The organism is Variovorax defluvii (genome assembly GCF_039541515.1).
Classification (GTDB): Bacteria; Pseudomonadota; Gammaproteobacteria; order Burkholderiales; family Burkholderiaceae_C; genus Variovorax; species Variovorax defluvii.
On record NZ_BAABGJ010000028.1, the window covers coordinates 1 to 23,983 of the forward strand.

At 68.6% G+C, this 23,983-nt stretch carries 25 protein-coding genes and 1 pseudogene; 16 read left to right on the forward strand and 10 right to left on the reverse strand.

The window, feature by feature from the left end; genetic code table 11:
* Window positions 1-257: 257 nt before the first annotated feature.
* Complete coding sequence (locus ABEA07_RS15035; protein ID WP_345538819.1) at window positions 258-1,031, reverse strand: IclR family transcriptional regulator; 774 nt, start codon at window positions 1,029-1,031, stop codon at window positions 258-260.
* A gap of 169 nt (window positions 1,032-1,200) precedes the next feature.
* On the opposite strand from ABEA07_RS15035, the gene ABEA07_RS15040 reads away from it, so the two are divergent.
* The 4 genes from ABEA07_RS15040 to ABEA07_RS15055 all read left to right on the forward strand — a co-directional run bounded on the left by ABEA07_RS15040 (window position 1,201) and on the right by ABEA07_RS15055 (window position 6,096).
* Window positions 1,201-2,853, forward strand: coding sequence for a GMC family oxidoreductase (locus ABEA07_RS15040; protein ID WP_345538821.1), 1,653 nt, complete (start codon window positions 1,201-1,203; stop codon window positions 2,851-2,853).
* 62 nt (window positions 2,854-2,915) lie between these two features.
* Complete coding sequence (locus tag ABEA07_RS15045; RefSeq protein ID WP_345538823.1) at window positions 2,916-4,244, forward strand: MFS transporter; 1,329 nt, start codon at window positions 2,916-2,918, stop codon at window positions 4,242-4,244.
* A 186-nt stretch (window positions 4,245-4,430) separates the two neighbouring features.
* A complete protein-coding gene (locus ABEA07_RS15050) occupies window positions 4,431-4,757 on the forward strand; it encodes a helix-turn-helix domain-containing protein (protein WP_425584137.1) in 327 nt (108 codons plus the stop codon).
* Entirely contained in the window at window positions 4,744-6,096 is a 1,353-nt protein-coding gene (locus ABEA07_RS15055) for a HipA domain-containing protein (RefSeq protein ID WP_345538825.1), read from the forward strand. The genes ABEA07_RS15050 and ABEA07_RS15055 overlap by 14 nt, the downstream gene beginning before the upstream one ends.
* Window positions 6,097-6,105: 9 nt before the next feature.
* Here ABEA07_RS15055 and pdxR read toward each other — a convergent pair whose 3' ends face one another.
* Both pdxR and ABEA07_RS15065 read right to left on the reverse strand, forming a co-directional pair.
* Window positions 6,106-7,641 (reverse strand): MocR-like pyridoxine biosynthesis transcription factor PdxR, encoded by a 1,536-nt coding sequence (gene pdxR / locus ABEA07_RS15060; protein ID WP_345538827.1) that lies wholly within the window; start codon window positions 7,639-7,641, stop codon window positions 6,106-6,108.
* An 8-nt stretch (window positions 7,642-7,649) separates the two neighbouring features.
* Complete coding sequence (locus ABEA07_RS15065; RefSeq protein ID WP_345538828.1) at window positions 7,650-8,093, reverse strand: helix-turn-helix domain-containing protein; 444 nt, start codon at window positions 8,091-8,093, stop codon at window positions 7,650-7,652.
* 253 nt (window positions 8,094-8,346) lie between these two features.
* Here ABEA07_RS15065 and ABEA07_RS15070 point away from each other — a divergent pair, with 253 nt between their 5' ends.
* Both ABEA07_RS15070 and ABEA07_RS15075 read left to right on the forward strand, forming a co-directional pair.
* Window positions 8,347-8,754 carry a nuclear transport factor 2 family protein gene (locus ABEA07_RS15070; RefSeq protein WP_345538830.1) on the forward strand — a complete coding sequence of 136 codons (408 nt, stop codon included), beginning with the start codon at window positions 8,347-8,349 and terminating at the stop codon, window positions 8,752-8,754.
* 22 nt (window positions 8,755-8,776) lie between these two features.
* A complete protein-coding gene (locus ABEA07_RS15075; RefSeq protein WP_345538831.1) occupies window positions 8,777-10,228 on the forward strand; it encodes an NAD(P)/FAD-dependent oxidoreductase in 1,452 nt (483 codons plus the stop codon).
* Between the two features lie 5 nt (window positions 10,229-10,233).
* On the opposite strand, the gene ABEA07_RS15080 is transcribed toward ABEA07_RS15075, so the two are convergent.
* Both ABEA07_RS15080 and ABEA07_RS15085 read right to left on the reverse strand, forming a co-directional pair.
* Entirely contained in the window at window positions 10,234-10,557 is a 324-nt protein-coding gene (locus tag ABEA07_RS15080) for a hypothetical protein (protein WP_345538832.1), read from the reverse strand.
* A gap of 49 nt (window positions 10,558-10,606) precedes the next feature.
* On the reverse strand, window positions 10,607-10,759 hold the full coding sequence (locus tag ABEA07_RS15085) for a hypothetical protein (RefSeq protein WP_345538833.1): 153 nt from the start codon (window positions 10,757-10,759) through the stop codon (window positions 10,607-10,609).
* 347 nt (window positions 10,760-11,106) lie between these two features.
* On the opposite strand from ABEA07_RS15085, the gene ABEA07_RS15090 reads away from it, so the two are divergent.
* From ABEA07_RS15090 to ABEA07_RS15130, 9 genes are all read left to right on the forward strand, one after another.
* A complete protein-coding gene (locus ABEA07_RS15090) occupies window positions 11,107-12,705 on the forward strand; it encodes an ABC transporter substrate-binding protein (RefSeq protein WP_345538834.1) in 1,599 nt (532 codons plus the stop codon).
* A 33-nt stretch (window positions 12,706-12,738) separates the two neighbouring features.
* The gene (locus tag ABEA07_RS15095; protein ID WP_345538836.1) at window positions 12,739-13,707 is read left to right on the forward strand and encodes an ABC transporter permease; all 969 of its coding nucleotides are present in this window, start codon (window positions 12,739-12,741) and stop codon (window positions 13,705-13,707) included.
* On the forward strand, window positions 13,704-14,606 hold the full coding sequence (locus ABEA07_RS15100) for an ABC transporter permease (protein WP_425584138.1): 903 nt from the start codon (window positions 13,704-13,706) through the stop codon (window positions 14,604-14,606). The genes ABEA07_RS15095 and ABEA07_RS15100 overlap by 4 nt, the downstream gene beginning before the upstream one ends.
* A 2-nt stretch (window positions 14,607-14,608) precedes the next feature.
* Window positions 14,609-15,658 (forward strand): ABC transporter ATP-binding protein, encoded by a 1,050-nt coding sequence (locus ABEA07_RS15105; protein ID WP_345538837.1) that lies wholly within the window; start codon window positions 14,609-14,611, stop codon window positions 15,656-15,658.
* Complete coding sequence (locus ABEA07_RS15110; protein WP_345538839.1) at window positions 15,655-16,686, forward strand: ABC transporter ATP-binding protein; 1,032 nt, start codon at window positions 15,655-15,657, stop codon at window positions 16,684-16,686. The genes ABEA07_RS15105 and ABEA07_RS15110 overlap by 4 nt, the downstream gene beginning before the upstream one ends.
* Before the next feature lie 63 nt (window positions 16,687-16,749).
* Window positions 16,750-18,423, forward strand: coding sequence for an amidohydrolase (locus ABEA07_RS15115; RefSeq protein WP_345538841.1), 1,674 nt, complete (start codon window positions 16,750-16,752; stop codon window positions 18,421-18,423).
* A gap of 8 nt (window positions 18,424-18,431) precedes the next feature.
* A complete protein-coding gene (locus ABEA07_RS15120; RefSeq protein WP_345538842.1) occupies window positions 18,432-19,406 on the forward strand; it encodes a CobW family GTP-binding protein in 975 nt (324 codons plus the stop codon).
* A 268-nt stretch (window positions 19,407-19,674) separates the two neighbouring features.
* Window positions 19,675-20,025: an RNA-binding regulator gene (locus tag ABEA07_RS15125; protein WP_345538844.1), complete on the forward strand. Its 351-nt coding sequence runs from the start codon at window positions 19,675-19,677 to the stop codon at window positions 20,023-20,025.
* A gap of 87 nt (window positions 20,026-20,112) precedes the next feature.
* On the forward strand, window positions 20,113-20,403 hold the full coding sequence (locus tag ABEA07_RS15130) for a hypothetical protein (RefSeq protein WP_345538845.1): 291 nt from the start codon (window positions 20,113-20,115) through the stop codon (window positions 20,401-20,403).
* Here ABEA07_RS15130 and ABEA07_RS15135 read toward each other — a convergent pair.
* Window positions 20,400-20,600: a hypothetical protein gene (locus ABEA07_RS15135; RefSeq protein ID WP_345538889.1), complete on the reverse strand. Its 201-nt coding sequence runs from the start codon at window positions 20,598-20,600 to the stop codon at window positions 20,400-20,402. The genes ABEA07_RS15130 and ABEA07_RS15135 overlap by 4 nt on opposite strands.
* 95 nt (window positions 20,601-20,695) lie before the next feature.
* Window positions 20,696-20,863: pseudogene (locus ABEA07_RS15140) on the reverse strand (ATP-binding cassette domain-containing protein); the annotation flags it as partial.
* 135 nt (window positions 20,864-20,998) lie between these two features.
* On the opposite strand from ABEA07_RS15140, the gene ABEA07_RS15145 reads away from it, so the two are divergent.
* Window positions 20,999-21,697, forward strand: a complete 699-nt coding sequence (locus ABEA07_RS15145) for a hemerythrin domain-containing protein (RefSeq protein ID WP_345538846.1) — start codon at window positions 20,999-21,001, stop codon at window positions 21,695-21,697.
* Between the two features lie 16 nt (window positions 21,698-21,713).
* Here ABEA07_RS15145 and ABEA07_RS15150 read toward each other — a convergent pair whose 3' ends face one another.
* From ABEA07_RS15150 to narJ, 3 genes are read right to left on the reverse strand one after another with little or no spacing between them, the layout of a single operon-like run.
* Window positions 21,714-22,538: a peptidylprolyl isomerase gene (locus tag ABEA07_RS15150; RefSeq protein ID WP_345538847.1), complete on the reverse strand. Its 825-nt coding sequence runs from the start codon at window positions 22,536-22,538 to the stop codon at window positions 21,714-21,716.
* A 19-nt stretch (window positions 22,539-22,557) separates the two neighbouring features.
* A complete protein-coding gene (narI, locus tag ABEA07_RS15155) occupies window positions 22,558-23,289 on the reverse strand; it encodes a respiratory nitrate reductase subunit gamma (RefSeq protein ID WP_345538849.1) in 732 nt (243 codons plus the stop codon).
* Window positions 23,286-23,981 (reverse strand): nitrate reductase molybdenum cofactor assembly chaperone, encoded by a 696-nt coding sequence (gene narJ / locus ABEA07_RS15160; RefSeq protein WP_345538850.1) that lies wholly within the window; start codon window positions 23,979-23,981, stop codon window positions 23,286-23,288. Before narJ ends, narI begins: the two co-directional genes overlap by 4 nt.
* Between the last annotated feature and the right edge of the window lie 2 nt (window positions 23,982-23,983).

Sequence of the window (23,983 nt, forward strand, 5' to 3'; positions counted from 1 at the left end):
GACGCGCACAGTGGGGTCGCCTTTCTTTGGTTACTTTCTTTGGCGAGACAAAGAAAGTAACTCGCCCGCCGGGGCGAATTCCCGGCTCCTGCGCCAAACACCCAAGAAGGCAAAAACAAGGGCCCGCACGCCAAGTCCAACCCAAAACAAGGGCCCAGAGCCCTCCCCTCCAACCTCTCCCAGAGAAAGAGATAGCAAGGCAGAGCCCTCACTTTCTCCCAGCGGGAGCAGGCCAAAAAGCAAGACCATCCGCAACGCTACAGCAACCCCCGCATCCTCTTCGCCGCATCCCTCAGCGCCCCAATCCGCTCCACCGCCTCCTCGATCGTCATCCGCGCCGTCGGCGCGTGCACCGCGATCGCCGCGCGCTGCCGGCCGGCTTCATCGAGCACCGGCACCGCCACCGCCACCAGCCCCGCCATGAACTCCTCCCGGTCGCAGGAGTAGCCCTGCTCGGCGATCGCATCGCACTCTGCCCGCAGCGCGTCTGCATCGGTGATGGTGTGTCTCGTCATGCGCGTCAACGTGATCCGATCGATCACCGCATCGCGTTCCTTCTTCCCCATCCGCGCCAGGAACAGCTTGCCGCTCGCCGTGCAATGCAACGGCACATGTGACCCCACGTCCAGCGTCAACCGCAACGGCCATTGCGCCTCGACGCGATCGAGATACAGCACCTGCACCCCATCCAGCGTGGTGAAGTTGCAGGTCTCCCCCACCTGCCGCACCAGTTCCGCCAGCACCTCGTGGCGCTGTCCTCGCACCACCCCGTGGTTCAGCGTGTCGAAGGCCAGCCGCCGCAGCGCCGGCCCGACGCTGAACATGCGCTCATCCACGTCGCGCGCCAGAAAGCCGGAGGCCAGCAGTTGGGTGCAGATGCGGTGCGCCGTCCCCTTGGGCAGCGACAGCCGCGCGGCCAGGTCGGCCAGCGACAGCGCACGGCCCTCGTTCGCCAGCAGCGACAGCACGCGCAGGCTGCGCTCGGCCGAGGAACCGGTGCTCTGCTCCTCGGCCAGCGCTTCGGCCGGCACGGCTCCCTTCTTCTCAGCCGCGGCAATGGCAGGGACGGCAGCCGCTTTGCGCGCAGGACGCGTCATAGGTGAAAACCTCTATCAAACAGTTAAAGTGGAACATTGCGTTCCGAAAATCATTCACCTAGCATCGGTGACCGAAGCGATTGTCTTATTGCGGAAGCCCTGAATGCCTGCTGAAGAAGAGTTCGATTACATCGTCGTGGGCGCCGGTTCGGCCGGCTGCGTGCTGGCCGGGCGGCTGAGCGAAGACCCGTCGACGCGGGTGCTGTTGCTGGAGGCCGGCCCCGAGGACAGATCTCTGTGGATCCACCTGCCTATCGGCTACGGCAAGACGATGTGGAGCCCCACCTACAACTGGCGCTTCGAGACCGACCCGGACCCGAACATGAACGGGCGCCGCATCTACTGGCCGCGCGGCAAGACGCTGGGCGGATCGAGTTCGATCAACGGCCTGATCTACATCCGCGGCCAGCGCGAGGACTACGACCACTGGGCCGCACTCGGCAACCCCGGCTGGGGCTACGAGGAGGTGCTGCCCTACTTCATCCGATCCGAGGGCAACGAACGCGGCGCCGACGCCTTTCATGGCGGCAAGGGGCCGCTGAAGGTCTCGGACATCGGTGCGAAGCACGAGCTGATCGAAGCCTTCATCGCCGGCGCGCAGCAGATCGGCGTGCCGCGCACGGAGGACTTCAACGGCGCCACGCAGGAAGGCGCCGGCTACTACCAGCTCACCACGCATCGCGGCTGGCGCTGCAGCACGGCCAAGGCCTACCTCGCGCCCGCACGCCAGCGCCCCAACCTGCGCATCGAGACCGAAGCGCTGGCCAGCAGCCTGGTGCTCGACGGCCGGCGGGCCGTCGGCGTGCGCTATCGGCAGGGCGGCGTGGAAAAGGCCGCGCGCTGCCGCGCCGAGGTGCTGCTGGCCGCGGGCGCGCTGCAGTCGCCGCAGCTGCTGCAGCTCTCGGGCATCGGCCCGCGCGCGCTGCTGCAGCAGTTCGGCATCCCGGTGGTGCACGACCTGGCCGGCGTGGGCGAGAACCTGCAGGACCACCTGCAGATCCGCCTGAGCTACGAATGCACGCAGCCCATCACCACCAACGACCAGCTCAACTCCTGGGTCGGCCAGGCCAAGCTGGGCCTGGAATGGCTGATGCACCGCAGCGGCCCGCTGGCGGTGGGCATCAACCAGGGCGGCTGCTTCATGCGCGCGCTGCGCGACGCCGGCGGCCGCCCGGTCGCGAGCACGCCCGACATCCAGTTCCACGTGGCCACGCTGTCGGCCGACATGGCCGGCGGCAAGGTGCATCCCTGGTCGGGCTTCACCTTCTCGGTGTGCCAGCTGCGTCCGGAGTCGCGCGGCCACGTGCGCATCCGCTCGCGCGATCCGGCCGAGCCGCCCTCGATGCAGCCCAACTACCTCGCCACCGAACTCGACCGCGCGACCACCGTGGCCGGCGTGAAGGCGGCGCGCGCCATCGCGGCCGCACCGGCGATGCGGCCCTACGTCAAGCGCGAAATCAAGCCCGGGCCCGATGCCACCAGCGACGAGGACCTGCTCGAGTTCTGCCGCAACAACGGGGCCACCATCTTCCATCCCAGCGGCACCTGCCGCATGGGCAGCGACCCGCTGGCCGTGGTCGACACGCGCCTGCGCGTGCACGGCATCGGCGGGCTGCGCGTCATCGACTGCTCGGCCATGCCCACGCTGGTCTCGGGCAACACCAACGCACCGGCCGTGATGATGGCCGAGAAGGCCGTCGACATGATCCGCGAGGACGCGACCGCTGCCGCGGCGCCCGCTGCCCTGGCCGCCTGATTTCCCTGCAGTCCGTCGCCCCTCACGGGGCATCCACAACAACGCTTCATTGGAGACAAGAGATGAGTGCAGCAACAAGCGACGAGAAGGCGATCCGGCGGGTAGTGACGTCGGCACTCGTGGGCGCGAGCATCGAGTGGTACGACTTCTTCCTGTACGGCGTGGTGGCCGGCATCGTGTTCAACAAGCTCTACTTCCCGGGCAGCGACCCGGTGGTGTCGACGCTGCTGGCGTACACCACCTTCGCCGTCGGCTTCGTGACGCGGCCGCTGGGCGGCGTGATCTTCGGCCACTTCGGCGACAAGATCGGCCGCAAGAGCATGCTGATCCTGACGCTCATGATCATGGGCGTGGCCACCTTCCTGATCGGGCTGGTGCCGACCTATGCGCAGATCGGCATCGCCGCGCCCATCCTGCTGCTGCTGCTGCGCGTGGCGCAGGGCATCGGACTGGGGGGCGAATGGGGCGGCGCGGTGCTGATGGCCTACGAATACGCGCCGAAGGAGAAGCGCGGCTTCTACGCCTCGCTGCCGCAGATCGGACTGGCGATCGGGCTGTGCCTGGCCTCGGGCGTGGTGGCGCTGCTGTCCTTCCTGCTGACGGACGAGCAATTCCTGGCCTGGGGCTGGCGCATCGCCTTCCTGCTCTCCGGCGTGATGGTGGCGGTGGGCATGTACATCCGCCTGCACGTGCAGGAGACGCCGGAGTTCGCGGCGGTGAAGGCCCGCAACGCCGAGCTGCGCATCCCCTTCATGGACATGCTCAAGCGCTACCCCGGCAATGTGCTCAAGGGCATGGGGGCGCGCTACATCGACGGCGTGTTCTTCAACATCTTCGGCGTGTTCTCGATCAACTACCTGACGAGCACGCTCAAGATCAATCGCACCGAGGCCCTGCTGGGCGTGATGGCGGCGGCGGTGGTGATGATCTTCACCATCCCCTTCTTCGGCCGCATGTCCGACCGGCTCGGGCGGCCCAAGGTCTACATGTGGGGCTCGCTGATCACGGCGATCGCCGCCTTCCCGGGCTTCTGGCTGATGACGCACAGCGGCGGCAACGTGCTGCTGGTGTGGCTGGCGATCATCGTGCCCTTCGGCATCTTCTATGCCTCGGTGTACGGGCCGGAGGCCGCGCTGTTCTGCGACCTGTTCGACGCGAAGGTGCGCTACACGGGCATCTCCTTCGTCTACCAGTTCTCGGGCATCTTCGCCTCGGGCATCACGCCGATCGTCGCCACCGCGCTGCTCAAGTCGGGCGGCGGGCAGCCCTGGCAGATCTGCATGTACGTGCTGTTCGCGGGCGTGGTGTCGGCCTTGTGTGCTTGGCTGATCGGGCGCAAGGGGGAACTGGAGCACACGGCTGCGCTCCGGGTTCGTGGCGTGGGGCGCTGAGCCCCGGTCGGAGGTGGGCGCGGTTTCGGAATTTCAGAAATTTGCTTATGTGCCAGGCGGAGTTGCCACTTATTTCGGAATTTCAGAAAAAACAGGCGCCGAGGCGCTCTGAGCCCTAGAATTTCGGATTTTCAGAAACGCGATGCGCCAGCAGGCCGCGCGCATCCGAAGAACTGGAATTCCGCCATGCCCGAGACGCCTCCCGAAGCGAAAGGCCCGACAGCCTCTCGCCCTGCTGAAGAGATGCCGTTGCTCGTCAAGGACGCCACGGCGCTCGGCCCGCGCCTGAAGAGCGTGCGCAAGGACCAGCACCTTCGCATTGATGATGCCGCAGGCCTTTTCGGAATCTCGGTCGATACCCTTTCGCGGCTGGAGAACGGCGTCGGCGCCGTGCGCCTGGACAAGCTCCTTGCCGTGCTCGACGGCCTGGGCCTTGCCATGCTGGTGGGTCCGAAGCACGAGCTGACGGACATCCTCCGAAACCTGGGAGAGCACCGCGGTGAGCGCGTCTGACGACGTCGTGCACCACCTGCTGGTCAGCCACGGCAACGACCAGCGGGTCGGCGAGATTGCGTTCGCACCGCAGCAGGACACATGGACCTTCACGTACGACGATGCCTGGCGAAGAAGGGGTCTCTTTCAGCTCTCGCCCGCCTTTCCGTGGCAGGCACCGGAAGGTGGCTACGGCTCGGGTGCCATACGGCGCTTCGTCGTCAACCTGTTTCCCGAGGGAGCACCGCTGCGCGCAGCCATCGAGCAGTTGCACGTCGCCCCCAATAACGCTTTCGCGCTGTTGCGCAGCATGGGGGGGGAGACCACAGGCGCGCTCGAATTCCGGCCCATCGATCAGCCGCCGGCCGCACGCGCGCAATGCCGGGAGCTGACGCGAACCGAACTCAATGCGCGGATCCTCGACGCGTCGGAAGGTGGGCTGGCGGTCTGGGACGGCAAGCTGCGCATGTCCATTGCCGGCTACCAGGACAAACTGGCCGTCTTCGCCGCCCGCGACCCGGGCCTGGACCCGGAGGCGACGATGCGGCTGGCCGAGCCACCGCTCGCCTCCACCTACATCCTGAAGCCGCAGCCAAGGACGAACCGCACACCGCACCTGGTGGTCAACGAGCACTACTGCATGCGCCTGGCGGCACGCTGCACGGACGCCGTGGCCCACGTGTCCATCATGCGATTGCCGACGCCTGTATTGGTCGTGCAGCGCTTCGACCGGCAATCCGCTGCGGATGAAGTTCACAAGCTGCACATCATCGACGCCTGCCAGGCCTGCGACATGCCGGTAGAAGCGAAGTACGAACGCAACCTCGGCCACACCGGCGAACTGGCCAAGTACCGCGACGGCATGACGCTGCCCAAGCTCTTCGCCACCGTGAGATGGGTGCGGCAGCCTGCCAGGGCGAAGCTGGAGATGCTGCGCTGGGTTCTCTTCCAAGTGGTCATCGGCAATGCCGACGCCCACGGAAAGAACTTCTCATTCTTCGTGCAGGGCGAGTGGATGGCGCCGTCGCCGTGGTACGACCTGGTGAGCGTCGAGCAATACCCGGAACTGGACCACACTTACGCCATGGCCGTCGGCGATGCGTTCACCTGGGATGAGCTCACGCCTTTCAACCTCGCGTACTTCGCACATCAGTGCGGAATCCCCAAGTCCCTGCTGCAGCGGGAGGCCACGAGGCTTGCACAGGCGATGTCGACAGCGAAATCCGTGCTGGACGAGCAGCCCTACACGGACGAGGAGCGCGACTTTCTGCGGCCGGTGTGCGAGATGGTGCAGGTCCGCAGCCAGGCCCTGGTGGAGCGGACGAAGGCAGCGGCCGTCTTCACCGCCAAGCACTTCTGACGACCCGGCTCAGTGCTCCGGCACCCCGCCGCTCACCGATTCACCCCGCGCCTGCGCCAGGTCCTTCACCGCCACGCCGAGGGCGCGGATGCCCGCCGCGATCTGGGCCGAGGGGATGGACGACAGGCGCAGCCGGAAGAAGGGACACGGATAAGGCGGCTTGCCGAAGAACACGTCGCCCGCCTCGATCAGCACGCCATGCTGCCGTGCCATCAGCGCCAGCTCGCCCGCGTCCACCCATGAGGGCGCCTGCACCCAGATCGACGCGCCGCCCGATGGCAGCCTGAACTCGAAATCCGGCAGGTGGTCGCGCAGGGCCTGCGCCGCCAGCGCCAGCCGCTCCTGCATCGCGTGGTTGACCCGGCGCGCATGCGACTCGTGGTGCCCCAGCGAAAGAAAAAGCGCATAGGCCTGCTGCAGGAAGGCGCTGGGATGCCGCAGCATCGCGTGCCGGATCGCGCGCAGCTCCTTGATCAATGCGCGCGGCGCCACGATGAAGCCCAGCCGCAGTGCCGGCGACAGGCTCTTGGACACCGAGCCCACGTAGATCACCCGGCCCGTCTTGTCCAGGCTCTTGAGCGCCGGCATCGGCGTGCCTTCGTACAGGTTCTCGGCCTCGTAGTCGTCCTCGATGATCACGAAGTCCTGCAGCTCGGCCTTGCGCAACAGCCACTGGCGCCGCTCCAGGCTCAGCGTCGCGGTGGTCGGGCTCTGGTGCGAGGGCGTGCAGAACAGGTAGTCGGCCGCGGGCAGCGCATCGACCACCAGGCCGTCGTCGTCCACGCCGATCTCCACCCACTTCGGGTTGCGGAGCGCGAAGCTGTTGCGGGCGTGCGGATGGCCCGGCTCCTCCAGGCCGACGCGGGTGTTCTCGTCGAACAGGGCTTCCGCCAGCAGGTAGTAGGCATGCTGCGCGCCGAGCGTGACCAGGATCTCCTCCTTCAGTGCGAACACACCGCGCTTGGGCAGCAGGCGCGTGCGTATCTGCTCGATCAACTCGGGCACGTCGTCGGTCTCGAAGTCGGGCGTCCAGGCCGGCAGCTGCGAGCGCGCCAGGCTGCGGGCGCAGCACTCGCGGAAGTCCTCGGTGGGAAACAGCTGCGGATCGTAGGTGCCGTAGACGAAGGGATAGGGGTAGTCGCGCCAGCGGTCGGGCTTGGCGAGCGTCGGCCGGTCGATCAGCGAACGCCGCACCCGCGCCGACCACTCCGGCGGCTGGCCCGACTGGCCGCTGCGCCCCACCAGCGGCTCCGCCGGCTCGGCCGACAGCGGCCGCGCGTTCTGCGCCACGAAGACGCCGCTGCGCGGGCGGGCCTCCAGAAAGCCCTCGTCCATCAACTGGAGGTAGGCAGAAGTCACCGTGTTGCGGCTCAGGCCCAGCAGCGTCGCCAGCTCGCGCGACGAGGGCAGCGGCGCACCCGGGCTCAGCCGGTCCTCGAGGATGGCCTGCACCACCGCCGCACGCAGGCGGCCCTGCAGCGGCAGGCCGGGTTGCTCGGGCAGCGCGAAGAGCTGCGCCCACTGGATGGATCGTGGAGGAGGCATGGCGTGGACTAGCCCTGGATCTTCGCAGACGCCACCACGCGGGCCTTGGGCGCGCGGACGGCACCCGAGGCCGCCGCCTTCAGCAGGCGCCGGAAGCTGGCGCATTCCATATGTGTCGGTGCAGGACAGGCGGCCGCATGGCGCAGCCCGTCACGCATGGCCTGCAGGCGGCGGATCGTCGCGTCCAGTTCGTCGGCCTTGGCGTCGAGCCGCTGGCGGTCGATGCGGGGCTGGCCGTCCGGCGAGAACATCAGCCCGATCTCCTCGAGCGAGAAGCCGGCGGCCCGGCCGATCGCGATCAGCGACAGGCGCTCCAGCACGGCGGCGTCGAACAGGCGCCGCAGGCCGCGCCGCCCGACGGAGGCGATGAGCCCCTTCTCCTCGTAGAAGCGCAGGGTCGACGCCGGAACGCCGGCCTGCTGCGCCACCTTGCTGATGTCCATCACACTCATTGCACCTGACCTCAAGCTGGCTTGAATTGGCGAAGTTTAGGTTCCTCCACCGCCAAGCAAGAGAGAAGCCACATGGATGCCAAGGGCCTTGGCCTGGTCCGCTGGAACATCGAATCTGGCTGGTGCTGTCCACATCCATCTCAAAGTTTCGGTGGACCGGCGACTGGCTCGGTCGAATCCCCGCAACTGGCCCTACCGCGGCTTGCGTTGGCTCTCTACGCTGTGGCCATCGCAAAAGGACAGGAGTATCCGCGTGACCGCACCCGCATCGCCCGCCCCCGTGACCGTCGCCACCCTGGAGGCCTTCAGCGACGCCTGGAACCGCCACGACATCGATGCCCTCATGGGCTTCATGCACGAGGACTGTGTGTTCCAGACCGCCGCCGGCAACGAAGCCTGCGGCACCCGCCACAGCGGCACCGCCGCGGTGCGCAAGGCCTTCGCTGCCGCCTGGGAGGCCGTGCCCGACGCGCAGTGGGTCAACGGCCGGCATTTCGTCTCGGGCGACTTCGGCACCTCGCAGTGGACCTTCACCGGCACCGCCGCCGACGGCAGCCGCATCGAGAGCGACGGCATCGATGTCTTCAGCTTCAGGGACGGGAAGATCGCCCTCAAGAACGTGTTCCGCAAGGCCCGCCCCAATTTGCCCGCGGCCAAGTAGCCGCCGGCCTCCGGACAACGCCATGACCACGAGTACCGCAGGCACCGCGCAGTTCACCGCCGCCGGCCCCTCCGCGCCGGCGCGCAAACCCTACGACCCGCGCTACGACCCGCTGCTGGCGCCCGACCCCGGCGCCGGCCGCGCCTACGCGCCCACCTGGTGGGTGGCGAGCGCCGGCACGCCGCCGGAGGACGACGGCCCGGTGCTGCGCGACATGGACGTGGACGTGGCCATCATCGGCTCCGGCGCCACCGGCCTTTCCACGGCCCTCTACCTCGCGCAGGAGCACGGCATCCAGGCCACCGTGCTGGAAGCCAACCAGGCCGCCTGGGGCTGCTCCAGCCGCAGCGGCGGGCAGGGCCAGAACGCGAGCGGGCGCCTCAAGCGCTCGCAGTGGATCGAGCGCTGGGGCCTGGACACGGCCAAGCGCCTCGACAAGGAGATCCGCACCGGCTTCGAGAACTTCCGCCAGCTCACCACCGAGATCGACTGCGACGCCTACGACGGCGGCCACCTCTACCTGGCGCACCGCCCCGAGAAGCTTCCGGGCCTGGAGGCCGAGGCGCGCCTGATGCGAGAGCAGTTCGGCTACGACACGCGCATGCTCAGCGCGGAGGCAGTGCGGCGCGACTACTGCGACGAGCGCGAGACCGTGGGCGCGCTGTTCGAATCGGAAGGCGTGGGCATCCATCCGCTGAAGTTCAGCTTCGGCCTGATGCGCAAGGCGCGTGCGCTGGGCGCGAAGATCCACACCTCCAGTCCGGTGCAGGGCTGGCAGACCATCGACGGCGTGCACCACCTTCGAACGCCCGGCGGCACCGTGCGGGCGCGCCGCGTGGCGGTGTGCACCGGCGGCTACACCGGGCAGGCGCTCAACCCGATGCTCAAGAACAGGATCATGCCGATCCTGTCGAACTCGGTGGTCACGCGCCCGCTCACCGATGCCGAGCTGAAGGCCACCAACTTCAAGTCCCTCACCTTCCTGACCGACACCCGCACCCTGCGCTTCTACTACCGCCTGCTCAAGGGCAACCGGCTGCAACTGGGCAGCCGCAGCTCGGTCAGCGGCGCCGACGCCGAGGGCGCGGTGCACCTGAAGCTGCTCACCGACGCGATCGCACGCAAGTTCCCGCCGCTGGCGGGCATCCAGATCGACTACTCCTGGTGGGGCTGGGTGGACGTGAGCCACGACATGATGCCCCGCATCACCCAGCCCGAAGCGGACAAGAAGATCTGGTACGCCGTGGGCTACGGCGGCAACGGCGTCTCCTTCTCGACCTGGGCCGGCAAGCGGCTGGCGGAGCGCGTGGCCGGCAAGGATTCGGGGCGCGAGGTTTTCGAACTGCCGATCTACCACTCGCCGCTGCCCTTCCCCAACGTGCTGGGGTTGGTGGAGTCGCCGCTGTTCGCGCCGTTCCGGCGCATGGGGCAGCGGGTGCTCTACAAGTGGTATTGGTTCAGGGACGAGAAGTAGCGCGTTCACGGCTCGCCGCTGCGCCGGATCTCTGCTTGAAGTGCTGGGCTGCAGATGTCGTCCAGGCGTCGGAAGGCCGGCGCCAACGTGTCGACGACGCGGCCCGCCGCGGCCCATGCCTCGAAGTGCGTCTTCCACTGGCGTACCTCGCTCCAGACGCGGTGCACGATGCGCAGTGCGCCGGCACGCTGGGGCATGAAAGCCGAGAACGCCGACATTGCGTTGTCGAGGGTGGCCAGCTTTCCCTGCAGGCCGACGCCGAGATGAAGGAAACGGTCGCGCGCCACACCGGGACGGGGCACCACGTCGGGCAGACGGCCGGCGGGCACGAAGTCGTCCTCGAGGTGGCTGAAAGCCTAGAGTTCGCGTCGAGCCATGTCAGAAGTCGAGCTTCTTGAGTTCGGCATCCGACAGAGGACGCACCCGCTTCGTCTCTTCGCGCGCCGACAGCGCTTCGAGCGACGGGTCGTTCTCCTGGATCAGCTCCAGCAGGCTCCGCCCAGGGGCGATGGCGTGCAGGTAGCGCAACATCTGCGCGAGCGTGCGGCCCGGGTCGCCTTTTTCGATCAGGATGGCCGTGGAGCGGGATAGCCCGGCCCGCCCGGCAGCATCTTGCTGACGCAGCCGTGTTTGTGAATACGGTCATTCCGGAAGGTCGCCTGACCGGGCCGCGCCATTGTCCCTGCAGATCACACCCTCCCGCAGTGCGCTGCCGCGGGTCGGCGCCCCTCTGCGGTGCACCCCCGGACAAACCCGCACATTCTGGCCCTGCAGATCGCCACCCCGTGGCTCTTCGCTGCCGGGCGGCCTTTGCCTATCTTCGACCTCGGGCTCCAGCGGCCCACCCTTCTCCCCCGTCGAACATCACGAGGTCCCGCATGTCCCCCTTCCCGTTCACCCGCCGCGCCGCCCTGGTGGCTTCCGCCTTGCTCGCCGCCGGCCCGCTGGCCGCGCTGCCCGCCATCGCCGACGAAGCTCCCAAGCGCGGCGGCACGCTGGTGATCGGCAACACCCAGACCCCGCGCCACCTCAACGGCGCGGTGCAGTCGGGCATCGCGACCGCCCTGCCCTCGACCCAGCTCTTCGCCAGCCCGCTGCGCTTCGACGACAAGTGGAACCCGCAGCCCTACCTGGCCGAATCGTGGAAGCTCGCGGAGGACGGCAAGTCGCTCACGCTCAACCTGCGCAAGAACGCCGTGTTCCACGACGGCAAGCCCGTCACCTCGGCCGACGTCGCCTTCTCGATCATGGCGATCAAGGCCAACCATCCCTTCACCACCATGATGGGCCCGGTCGAGAAGGTGGACACACCCGACCCGCACACCGCCATCATCCGCATGAACACGCCGCACCCGGCGATCGTGCTGGCGATGTCGCCGGCCCTGTGCCCCATCCTGCCCAAGCACATCTACGGCGACGGCCAGGACCTGAAGAACCACCCGCGCAACAGCACCGACGTGGTGGGCTCCGGCCCCTTCAAGCTGGTGGAGTTCAAGGCCGCGCAGCGCATCGTGATGGAGCGCAACGACAAGTTCTTTCTCCCGGGCAAGCCCTACCTCGACAAGGTCATCGTCAACATCACCCCCGACATGGCCAGCCTGATGCTCGGCCTGGAGCGCGGCGACGTGCAGATGCTGCCCTTCGCCAGCGTGCCCACCGACCTCAAGCGCCTGGCCAGCAACCCGCAGGTCGCGCTCACGCCCAAGGGCTACGAGGGCATCGGCGCGCTGAACTGGCTGGCCTTCAACCTCACGAAGAAGCCGCTGTCCGACCTGCAGGTGCGCAAGGCCATCGCCACCGCCATCGACAAGAACTTCATCACCAAGGCCTTGATGGGCGGCTTCGCCACGCCGGCCGACGGCCCGATCGTCGCCAGCAGCCCCTTCGCCGTGACCGACCTGGTGCGCTACCCGGTGGACCTGAAGAAGGCCGCCGAAATGCTCGACGCCGCCGGCTACAAGGCCGGCGCCGGCGGCGAGCGCTTCAAGCTCACCATCGACTACCTGCCCGGCGCCGACGACCAGCAGAAGACCGTGGCCGAGTACATCCGCGGCCAGCTCAAGAAGATCGGCATCACCGTCGACGTGCGCGCCTCGGCCGACTTCCCGGCCTGGGCCAAGCGCATGGCCTCGCACGACTTCGACATGTCGATGGACCTGGTCTTCAACTGGGGCGATCCGATCATCGGCGTGCACCGCACCTACCTGTCGGCCAACATCAAGCCGGTGGTGTGGACCAACACCCAGAGCTACAGCAACCCGAAGGTGGACGAGTTGCTCGACACCGCGGGCGGCATCATCGACCCGACCAAGCGCAAGGCCTACTACGCCACCTTCGAGAAGATCGTCACCGACGAGCTGCCGATCGTCTTCATCAACCAGGTGCCCTATCACACGGTGGCGAGCAAGAAGCTGGCGAACGTGCCGACCACCATCTGGGGCCCGATGTCGCCGCTCGACGAGGTCTTCTTCAAGTAAGCCGCAAACATCCACACACAAAGGGGGCACGGCATGCCGCGCTACATCGCATCCCGCCTGCTGCAGGGCCTGGCCCTGGTGCTGGCGGTGGTGGTACTCAACTTCGTGCTGGTGCACGCCGCGCCCGGCGACCCGGTGGAAACCATCGCCGGCGCCAGCGGCGGCATGTCGCCCGAGCTCATGGCGCAGCTGCGCACGCAGTACGGGCTGGACCGGCCGCTGCCCGTGCAACTGGGCGTCTACCTCGGCAAGGTGCTGCAGGGCGACCTGGGCTACAGCTACTTCTTCAACCTGCCGGTGACCTCGATGATCCTGGAGCGCGTGCCGGCCACGCTGCTGCTGGTGCTCAGCGCGGTGTTGCTGGCCTTCCTGGTGGGCACGGCGCTGGGCGTGCTCTCATCGCGCAAGCCCAACGGCCTGCTCTCGCAGTTCATCACCGTGCTGTCGATGGTGGGCTTCGCGGCGCCGGTGTTCTGGGTGGGGATCATGCTGGTGATCCTGTTCGCGTCGATCTTCCCCATCCTGCCGGTGGCGGGCATGCGCAGCATCGACTCCACCGGCGGCGGCTTCGCCGACGTGCTCGACGTGGCCCACCACCTGGTGCTGCCCACCGTGACGCTGGGCCTGGTCTACCTGGCGCAGTACAGCCGGCTCTCGCGCTCCTCCATGCTCGACGTGCTGGGCTCGGACTTCATCCGCACCGCGCGCGCCAAGGGCCTCGCCGACCGCGTGGTGCTCTACAAACACGCGCTGCGCAACGCGCTGCTGCCGGTGGTGACGGTGCTGGGCCTGCAATTCGGCAACGTGCTGGCCGGCGCGATCCTGGTGGAGACGGTGTTCAACTGGCCCGGCCTCGGCCGCCTCGCCTTCGACTCGGTGCTGCGCCGCGACTACCCGACCATCCTCGGCGTGCTGCTGTTCTCCTCCGTCGTGGTGGTGGTGATGAACCAGCTCACCGACCTGTGCTACCGCTTCATCGATCCGCGCATCAAGACATCATGAGCAAGACCGCCACCCTCCCCGCCGCGGCGATGCCCGCCGCCCGACCGGTGCCGCGGGTCGAGCACCCGGGCGCCGAAGCCCTGCGCATGTTCATGCGCAACCCCTCCGCCATCGCCGGCATGGTGATGCTGCTGCTGATTCTGCTGGTCGCGATCGCCGGGCCCTGGGTCTACCCGGCCGACCCCTTCGAGATCCGCGCCGCCCCGCTCACCCCGCCCTTCAGCGAGGATGCCTGGCTGGGCAGCGACTATCTCGGCCGCGACGTGCTCACCACGCTGATCTACGGCGGCCGCGCCACGCTGCTGGTGGGCGCGGTGGCGGCGCTGCTCTCGGTGGCCATCGGCATCACGCTGGGCGCCTTCGCCGGCTACTACGGCGGCAAGGTCGATGCTGCGCTGATGCGGCTGACCGAGTTCTTCCAGGTGCTGCCCGCGCTGCTGTTCGCCATGGTGGTGGTGACGCTGTTCTCGCCCTCGCTGGTGACGGTGACGCTGGCCATCGGCATCGTGAGCTGGACATCGACCGCGCGCCTGACCCGCGCCGAGTTCATGAAGTACCGCGGCCTGGAATTCGTGCGCGCCGAGCGCGCCATCGGCGCCGGCGACGCCCGCATCATCTGGAAGGTGATCCTGCCCAATGCGCTGCCGCCCCTGGTGGTGTCGGCCACGCTGGCGATCGGCGCGGCGATCCTTTTCGAGGCGGGCCTGTCCTTCCTCGGCCTGGGCGACCCCAACCAGATGAGCTGGGGCCTGATGATCGGATCGAGCCGGCAGTACGTGCTGTCCTGCTGGTGGGCGGTGGCCTTTCCGGGCGCGGCCATCTTCGTCACGGTGCTCGCGGTCAGCCTGATCGGCGACGGGCTCAACGACGCGCTCAACCCCAAGCTGCGGGAGCGCTGAACATGCCGAACGTCCAACATCCCCTGCTGAAGGTCCAGGACCTGCACGTCGAGTTCAAGACCCGCCGGGGCCAGGCCCTGGTGCTCAACGGCGTGGACTTCGAGCTCTCGCCCGGCGAAACGCTGTGCGTGGTCGGCGAGTCGGGCTGCGGCAAGAGCATGACCGCCCTGGCGCTGCTGCGCCTGATCCCCTGCCCGCCCGGCCGCATCAGCGGCGGGCGCGTGATGTTCCAGGACGAGGACCTGGTGCAGGCCAGCGAGGCCCGCATGCGCGAGGTGCGCGGCAATCGGATCTCGATGATCTTCCAGGAGCCGATGACTTCGCTGAACCCGGTGTTCACCGTCGGCGACCAGATCGCCGAGTCGCTGCAGCTGCACGCCGGCCTGAACATTCACGCCGCGCGTCTGCGGGCCATCGAGATGCTCAAGCAGGTCGGCATCCCCGCGCCGGAGCGGCGCGTCGACGAGTACCCGCACCAGCTCTCCGGCGGCATGCGCCAGCGCGTGATGATCGCGATGGCCCTGGCCTGCCGGCCCGACATCCTGATCGCCGACGAGCCCACCACCGCGCTGGACGTGACGGTGCAGGCCCAGATCTTCGACCTGCTGCGCGAGCTGCAGCGCGAGAAGGGCACCGCCATCCTGCTCATCACCCACGACATGGGCGCGGTGGCCGAGATGGCCGACCGGGTGATGGTCATGTACGCCGGCCGCGTGATCGAGCAAGGCAGCACCGAGCAGGTGCTGGGCAACCCCGGCCACCCCTACACCCGCGGCCTGATCGACTGCCTGCCCGAGCTGGGCAGCAGCAGCCTGGGCGAGGACCGCGAGGAGCTGCCGGAGATCGCCGGCGTCGTGCCTTCCATCTGGGAACTGGGCAGCGGCTGCGCCTTCCGCGAGCGCTGCCCGCAGGCCATGGCGCGCTGCGCGACGGAGGTGCCGCCGATGTTCGACCTGAACGCGCCCGCGATCCCGCTGCACCCGGGCGTGCACCATGGCGCGGCCTGCTGGCTGCATGCGGACCGCGCGCACACGCTGAAGGAGGCCGCATGAGTGCACGAGAGACAGACACGCTGCTGACCGTCAACGACCTGAAGGTCCACTTCCCGCGCGGCAAGGCCGGCTGGGGCCGCAAGGCCGAGGTGGTGAAGGCGGTGGACGGCGTCTCCTTCCAGGTGCGCCGCGGCACCACGCTGGCGGTGGTGGGCGAATCGGGTTCGGGCAAGACCACCACGGCGCTGTCCGTGATGCGCCTCGCCCCCATCACCGGCGGCCACGTGCGGCTGGGCGACACCGACCTCGGCGCGCTCGAAGGCGAGGCGCTGCGCCGGGCGCGGTCGCGCATGCAGATCATCTTCCAGGACCCCTTCTCCTCTCTCAACCCGCGCGAACGCGCCGGTGCGGCCGTGCGCGCGCCGCTGGAGCTGATGAAGATCGGCACGCCCGCCGAGCGCGAGGCCCGCGTGGCCGAGCTCTTCGAGGCGGTGGGCCTGCGGCCGGAGCAGCAGCAGCTGTTTCCGCACCAGTTCTCCGGCGGCCAGCGCCAGCGCATCAACATCGCGCGGGCCCTCGCCACGAACCCCGAGCTGGTGGTGTGCGACGAGCCCGTCTCCGCACTGGACATCGCCATCCGCGCCCAGATCCTCAACCTGCTGGCCCGGCTGCAGCGCGAGCGCGGGCTGACCTACCTCTTCATCTCGCACGACATGGCGGTGGTCGAGCACCTGTGCGACGACGTCGCCGTGATGTACCTGGGCCAGATCGTCGAGCGGGCGCCGCGCCGCAGCTTTTTCGCGCGGCCGCTGCACCCGTACAGCGTCGCGCTGATGTCAGCGGTCCCGACCGTGGCCGGCGGGCGCCGCCGCGCGGCGAACCGCATCAAGCTCACGGGCGACCCGCCCAGCCCCATCGACCCACCGCCCGGTTGCCGCTTCGCGGGCCGCTGCCCGGTGGCCGAGCCAGCCTGCAAGGCCGAGCTGCCGCCGCTGCGCGAGGTCGCGCCGGATCACTGGGTGCGCTGCCGCCGCGTCGACGTCTTCGAGGGCCAGCCCCGCCCGCCCCTGCGCCTGCAACCGGCCTGAAACCAGCCTGAAACCGGCGCACCATTCCGTCCTTGCTCTTTCGCTCCTTCGATCCGACATCCAATGACCGCCATCACCGTCTACGCCGCCCGCAAGATCATCACCATGAACCCCATGCAGCCCGAGGCCACCCACGTGGCCGTGCGCGAGGGGCGCGTGCTGGCGGTCGGCACGCTGGAAGAGATCGAGGCCTGGGGCGAGCACACGCTCGACGAGCGCTTCGCCGACAAGGTGCTGATGCCCGGCCTGGTCGAAGGCCACTGCCACCTGAAGGAAGGCAGCATGTGGGACTGGACGTATCTCGGCTGGTTCGACCGCCGCGACCCCGAGGGAAAGGTGTGGCGCGGCCTGCGCTCCATGAACGCCGTGGTCGAGCGCCTGGCCGAGGTCGCGCGCACCATGGACGAGCAAGGCAAGCCCCAGAGCGAGCCCCTCGTCGCCTGGGGCTTCGACCCCATCTACTTCGGCGGCGAGCGCATGACCGTGGCACACGTGGACCGCGCCAGCGCCACGCGCCCCATCGTCATCGGCCATGCCAACGGCCACCTGATGAACGTCAACACCGCGATGCTCCGGCTGGCCGGGATCACCCGCGACAACGAGGTCGAGGGCGTGGTCAAGTTCGCGGAAGGTGGCCCCGATGCCGGCGAGCCCACCGGCGAGCTGCAGGAGCCTGCCGCGATGTTCCTGGTGCTGCGCAAGATCGGCAACGCCGGCCTGCTCGCGCCCATGACCGCGGACGGCGTGCGCTCCTTCGGCCGCCTGGCCTGCATGCAGGGCGTGACCACGGCCACGGACCTGGTCAACAAGCTCACGGCCGAGGACTGCGGCGTGCTCGAAGCCGTGACCGGCGAGGAAGACTGCCGCGTGCGCATCCTCCCCGCCTTCCAGGCCTTCCACGGCACGCACGGTGCGCCGCAGGGCGCGGAGCACGTGCGGGGCCTGATGGCGCGCAACACCGACCGGCTGCGCTACGGGCTCGTCAAGATGATGCTCGACGGATCGATCCAGGGCTTTTCGGCGCGGCTGCGCTGGCCGGGGCATTTCAACGGCGCACCCAACGGCATCTGGGTCACGGCGCCGGCGCAATACGAGGCCGACTTCGAGGCCTACCACCGCGCGGGGCTCACCATCCACACGCACACCAACGGGGACGAGGCCAGCGAGGCGGCCATCGACGCCATCGAGCGCGTGCTGACGCGCGCCCCGCGGCCCGATCATCGACACACGCTGCAACACGGGCAGATGATCGACGCGCCCCTGTTCCGCCGCATGGCGACGCTGGGCCTGTGCGCCAACCTCTTCGCCAACCACATCTGGTACTGGGGCGACCAGCACTACGAGATGACCATGGGGCCGGACCGCGCGAACCGGCTCGATGCCTGCGGCAGCGCGCTCGCGGCCGGCGTGCCGCTGGCCATCCACTCCGATGCGCCCGTCACGCCGCTGGGGCCCTTCTTCACCGCCTGGTGCGCGGTCAACCGCCTCACGCCCAAGGGACGGCTGCTCGGCGCCGACGAACGCATCGGCGTGCCGCAGGCCCTGCGCGCCATCACCCTCGGCGCGGCCTGGACGCTGAAGCTGGACCACGAGATCGGCAGCATCGAATGCGGCAAGCGCGCGGACTTCTGCGTGCTGGAAGACGATCCGCTGGCGATCGAGCCGATGAAGCTCAACGATGTGCGCGTGTGGGGCACCGTGCTCTCGGGGCGCGTGTTCGAGGCCGGGCGCGGCTGAGGCACGCCATGACGACGAGGCCGTCGGCAAGGATTCCGCTCACCGTCATCGGCGGCTTCCTGGGCGCGGGCAAGACCACCTTGCTCAACCGCTGGCTGCGCGCGGCCCAGGGCCGGCGCATGGCCGTGCTGGTCAACGACTTCGGCGCGCTCAACATCGACGCGGCGTTGATCGAAGGCGCGAGCGGCGACACCATCGCCCTGACCAACGGCTGCGTGTGCTGCCAGATCGGGGACGACCTCTCGCGGGCGCTGATCCAGGTGCTGGAGGCACCGACGCCATTCGATGCCGTGGTGATCGAGGCCAGTGGCGTCTCCGATCCGTGGCGCATCGCGCAGCTGGGCATGGCGGCGCCGGAGCTGGCGCTGGAAGGCGTGATCGTGCTGGTGGATGCGGGGGCGGTGATGGCGCAGGTGCGCGATCCGCTGTTGACCGATACGCTGGAGCGGCAGCTCGAGGCGGCGGATCTGGTGGTGGTCAACAAGATCGATCGGGTCGAGGCGGAGGAACTGGCGCGGGTGCGCGAGTGGGTTTCCGCGACGGCGGGGAAGACACCGCGCTTCGAAACCGCGCAGGCGGAGCTGCCGATGGTGTTGCTCGACGGCCTGTCGCTGGCCGGTGCGCGAAGCGCACGTGACGAGCCGGGGTGTACGCACGAGGGCCATGCACACCAGGGGCACGGCCATGACCACGGAGCGCAGTTCGACACGTGGTCCTGCCGGCCCGAACGGGTCTTCGACGCAGGTGCGCTGCGCGCCTGGCTGCGCGATGCGCCGGCGGGGCTGCTGCGGCTGAAAGGGCTGCTGCGCACCGGCGATGCGGAGTGGTCCGAGATCCAGTTCGCGGGCCGGCACGGCACGCTGAGAAAGCTCGCGGCCCCTGGACACGCAACAGCCGTCCTGGCGATCGGACTGCAGGGACAGTTGCCGCGCGCTGCGCTGGCAGCCGCTTTCGAGAGGGATGGACAAGCGCCTGCAAGTTGACAGCAGGCCCCGCATTTCTCCATTGGCAGGAGTCGGAAACAAGGGCTCGGAGGTTGCCAGGCACGACCTTGCGTGACCCGAAGGTGCGTCACGTGCTAAGCTCCCGGCCGCTGGACGTTCAACAGATCGTCGCTGGTCAAGGTATTTAATTTCTCCTCCGGCGGACTTGCAACCCGCCGCGTCGCTGTCTGAATCCTTCTCGATGTTCTCTGGCGTTGTGCACCGCACGGCATGTTGCTGCGCGGCCCCTTCCTCAATGGAGACCATCATGGAAAACAAACTCTACGTGGGCAACCTGCCCTATTCCGTCACCGATTCCTCCCTGGAAAGCAACTTCGCCGAGTTCGGAAGCGTTTCGAGCGCCAAGGTGATGATGGACCGTGAAACAGGCCGCTCCAAGGGCTTCGGTTTCGTCGAAATGGCTTCTGCGGAAAGCGCCCAGGCTGCCATCCATGCGCTGAACGGCGTGTCCGTCGATGGACGCTCGATCGTCGTGAGCCTGGCCCGCCCTCGTGAATCAGGCCGCGCCCCGGGTGGGTTCGGTGCAGAGGGGTTCAGGGCAAAGGGTCGAGAACTCGTCGGCTATGGCAACGGAGGCTTCGGCGGCGGTCGCTACTGACGGCCCGCTTCCAGAGAAAAGCCGGCTCCAGCCGGCTCTTCGCAGACAGCGCAATCGCTGCATCGCATTGCAGGGAGCAGCGGGCTCGTGGCCCTGCATCCTGCGATCGCGCAGCAGCAAGAGGCCGAAGAACTTCAGCTTGCCAGCGTCCTGCAGCCGCTGCAGTTCCTCCAGGAAACGCCGCCGGAACAAGCTTGTCGATGCCTGCGGTCTCTCATCGAGGGTCTTCAAGGCCAGACGCTCGATGTCGAGCCGGCTGTCCACGATCGAGACCAGATCGAGCTGCCCGTCGTAACGACCTTCCCCAAGATCTCGAACCCTTCGAACGAGGGATGCGACCGATCCGCGCGCTGCCGGCGCCGCCGCAGCGGGGCCTAGAAAGTCGCTGTCGTGGTGGTGTGGTAGCCGGTCAGGTACCCCCCCTGCGTCGCCTCTGCGCCCCGACCCTTTCGGGTGGAGAAGAGAAGCGTCGCCGCCGCGATCGCGAACAGCGCGACGAGGGACCACGCGCCGAAGGCGTAGACCAGGCCGATCGGCATGAGAACGCAGAGAAGGAGGAAGAGAACCCTGAACATGCGCTGAGTTTGCGCCCGTTGGGGCCTCCGGCGCAGTGAAGAATGGCACATCCGGAACACAAATCGGCCGATCCTGACGGAAGCTCGCGGCCGGCCAGCGCGCGACCGTCGAGCGAGACGCCGCCCGCGTGCGGCGGCACCAGGCCCGTGATCGCCTTGAGCGCGGAGCGGCCCGAGCCGTTGCGGCCGAGCAGGCTCGCCACCTCGCCGCGGCCGACGCTGAAGCTCAGGCCGCGCAGGGCTGGACCGGGACGCCCGCGCAATTGCGCAGGCAGCGCCAGGATCAGGACCGGACAGGTTCATGAATCTGCGGCTTGCGACAGATCAAAGACGCGGCGCCGCCCCCGCCTTAGGCTTGCATGGCGGGCATGACGCCGGCAGCCCGAAGGAGATGTGGGATGAGCACGCCGCGACCCACCCTGACGCACCCGAGCCTGAGCATCATCTGCCACGAGCACCGGGCCTTGTCGGCCATGCTGCGGTCGATCGTCCTGCTGCTGCGCGAGCATCGGCGGCGAAACACACTGCCCGACTTCGACGCGCTGCAGGCCATGCTGTTCTACGTCGACGAGTTCCCGGAAAAGCTGCACCATCCCAAGGAAAGCCGCCTGCTCTTCCCGAAGCTGCGCGGGCACGATGCGCACACCGACGCAGTGCTCGACCGCCTCGACCGCGACCATGCCCATGGCGAGCAGGCGATCCGCGAGCTCGAACACGCGCTGCTGGGGTTCCGGACGATGAGCGGAACCCGCCAGTGCGAAGCCCGCCGCGCAGACTTCGAGACCTTGATGAAGAAGTACGCCGAGTTCTACCTCGACCACATGCACGTCGAGGAGACCGAGATCCTCCCGCTGGCCCAAAGCGTGTTGAGCGACGACGATTGGGCCGAGCTGGATGCCGCCTTCCTGCTGAATCGCGATCCGCTCACGGGCCACCAGGCCGACGAGGCCTACAAGCCGCTGTTCGCCAGGATCGTCGGTGCGCTGCGGCACTCGGGCAACTTCGGCACGATGCTCGAAGCCCTGGCAAGCGCGGCGCTTCCGACGGGCTCGCCGCCGCCCCCGCCCGGGCATCCGGCTGGCGGCGAAGGATCTTGAGTTCGCCGTCCCGCGGCTACCGGACCAGCGGCGTCTGCGCTGCATCCAGGTCCACGCCCTCGAGCCGGGCCCGGCCGGCCAGCACTTGCAGGCACTGCCGCAGCGCCGTGACGTAGGCCTGCTGCCGCAGCGCCACCGCGACCGCGCCACGCACCGACTCGAAGGGCTGGGGCTCGCCGCCTTCGCGCGCCAGCACCTCCACCACGTGCAGGCCGAAGCGGCTGTGCACCAGCCGCGGCAGCACGCCCACCTCCACATGGCCGAAGATCTCCCGGGCGAATTCGGGCGCACAGTCGGCGGGGGTGAGCCAGCCCAGCGCACCGCCATCCGCACCGCTCGGGCAGTTGGAGAGGTCGCGGGCCGCCCGTTCGAAGCGGTCGCCTGCGCCGCCCTGGGCCGTGCCATCGTGGCAGCGCACATCGAGCAGGCAGGCCTCCGCGCGCTGGCGCAGTGCCACCACGTCCACGCCCGGCGTCACCCCGAACAGGACGTGCCGAAGCCGGGCGCGCTGTCCCGTGCAGTAGCGCGCAGCGTGCGCGGCGTGGTGGCGCCGGCAGGCTTGCTCCGAAGGCTCGGGCAGCTCCAGTTCGCGCCCCAGCCAGGCATCGATGGCCTGCGAGGCGGCCTCGCTGAGCACGCCGTCCTCGGGCGCGGCGTCCTTGGCGTCCAGCAGGCCCGCCTGGATGGCCGCCTGCCGCAGCAGCTCGGAGCAGGCGCGCTGGCGCAACTCCTGCGCCGACAGGGTCTGCGCCTCGGCGTGGAGGGCGACGCCATTGACGCGCGCGACGCACGACGCGACCGGCTGCGCCGTGGGGCCTGCGTCGAAGGGTTCGAGGGTCATGAGGCTTCTCCCGCCGGGATCACACGGCCCCGGGCTCGCGCGGCTGGTTGTGGCCGGCCGGCACGTTCAGCCGGCGGCTGCGCACCACCTGGTGCGGACGGAACAGGAAGCGCACCGTTGCGAAGCCGCTCCACACATGCACCAGGCGACTGAAGGGCAGCAGCAGGAAGATCGTCACGCCGAGCACGATGTGGAACTGGTAGGGCCACGGCAAGGCGGCCAGCGCGGTGGCATCCACGGGGCGCAACGTGACGATGCGCTGGGCCCAGTCCGCCAGGATGAGCATCACGCTGCCGTCGGCATGCTGCAGCGAGAAGGGCAAGGTGGTCAGGCCGACCACGAGCTGAACCCACAACACCACCAGCACCGCGATGTCCGTGGGATGGCTCGTGAGGCGGATGCGCGGATCGAACACGCGCCGGTACAGCAGCAGGGACAGGCCGACGAAGCAGAGCGCCCCCGCGACACCGCCGGCCACGACGGCCAGCAACTGCTTGGTGGCCGCGCTCATGAAAATGCCGTAGACACTGTGCGGCGTGAACAGCCCGACCAGGTGGCCGAAGAACAGGAAGAGGATGCCGAAGTGGAAGAGGTTGCTGCCCCAGCGCAGGGTGCGCGCGCGCAGCATCTGGGAAGAGTCGCTCTTCCAGCTGTACTGGCCCTGGTCGAAGCGGATCAGGCTGCCGACCACGAACACCATGAAACAGACATAGGGATAGACCTGGAACAGAAAGCCGTAGACGCCGTTCATGACGATGCTCCTTGTGTCACCTTGCTCCTGCGCACGATGCGGATGGGCTGCGGCTGGCCCGGCCGCGCCTGGCCCCTGGACGAGCAGCCGTCGAACACCGGCGGCTCGGCCCAGCTCTCGTCGAGCCCCTCCTCGGCCGGCGGCGCGACCGGCTCTGCCTGGCCGCCGGCCAATTCGAGCAGCGCGCCGAAGACGCTGGCGTATGAGCTTCCACGATGCCGCAAGGCGCCGAAGATGGCGTTCAGGATGTGCGCCATCTCGCCCAGGAAGGCGCGCGCCTCGCGCGCCGGCTGCGTGGAGGCGAACTCCAGAACGGCCGGAAGGTAGTCGGGCAGTTCGCCCTCCTTCAGCATCAGGCCGGCCCGCGCGTAGGTCTGGGCCAGGTCGATCATCGCCGGGCCGCGTTCGCGCGAGTCGCCGTGCACGTGCTCGAACAGGTGCAGGGCGGTGCCGCGCCCCCGGTCGAAGAGCTCGACGTAGTCGGCTTCCGCCTCCAGGGGCTCGGCACGGCCGAGCCTGTCCAACAGCGCATCGAGCTCGGCCAGGCGCGACGGCGACAGGGCGCGCTCGTCCTGCAGCAGCGCTCGCATTTCCGGCAGGGCGTCGCGCAGTTGCCGATCGGGGTAGCCGAGCGCGGCCGCGAGCACGCGCAGGCTTGTCTTCATGGGACGCGGGGCGTTGAGGGCGAACATGC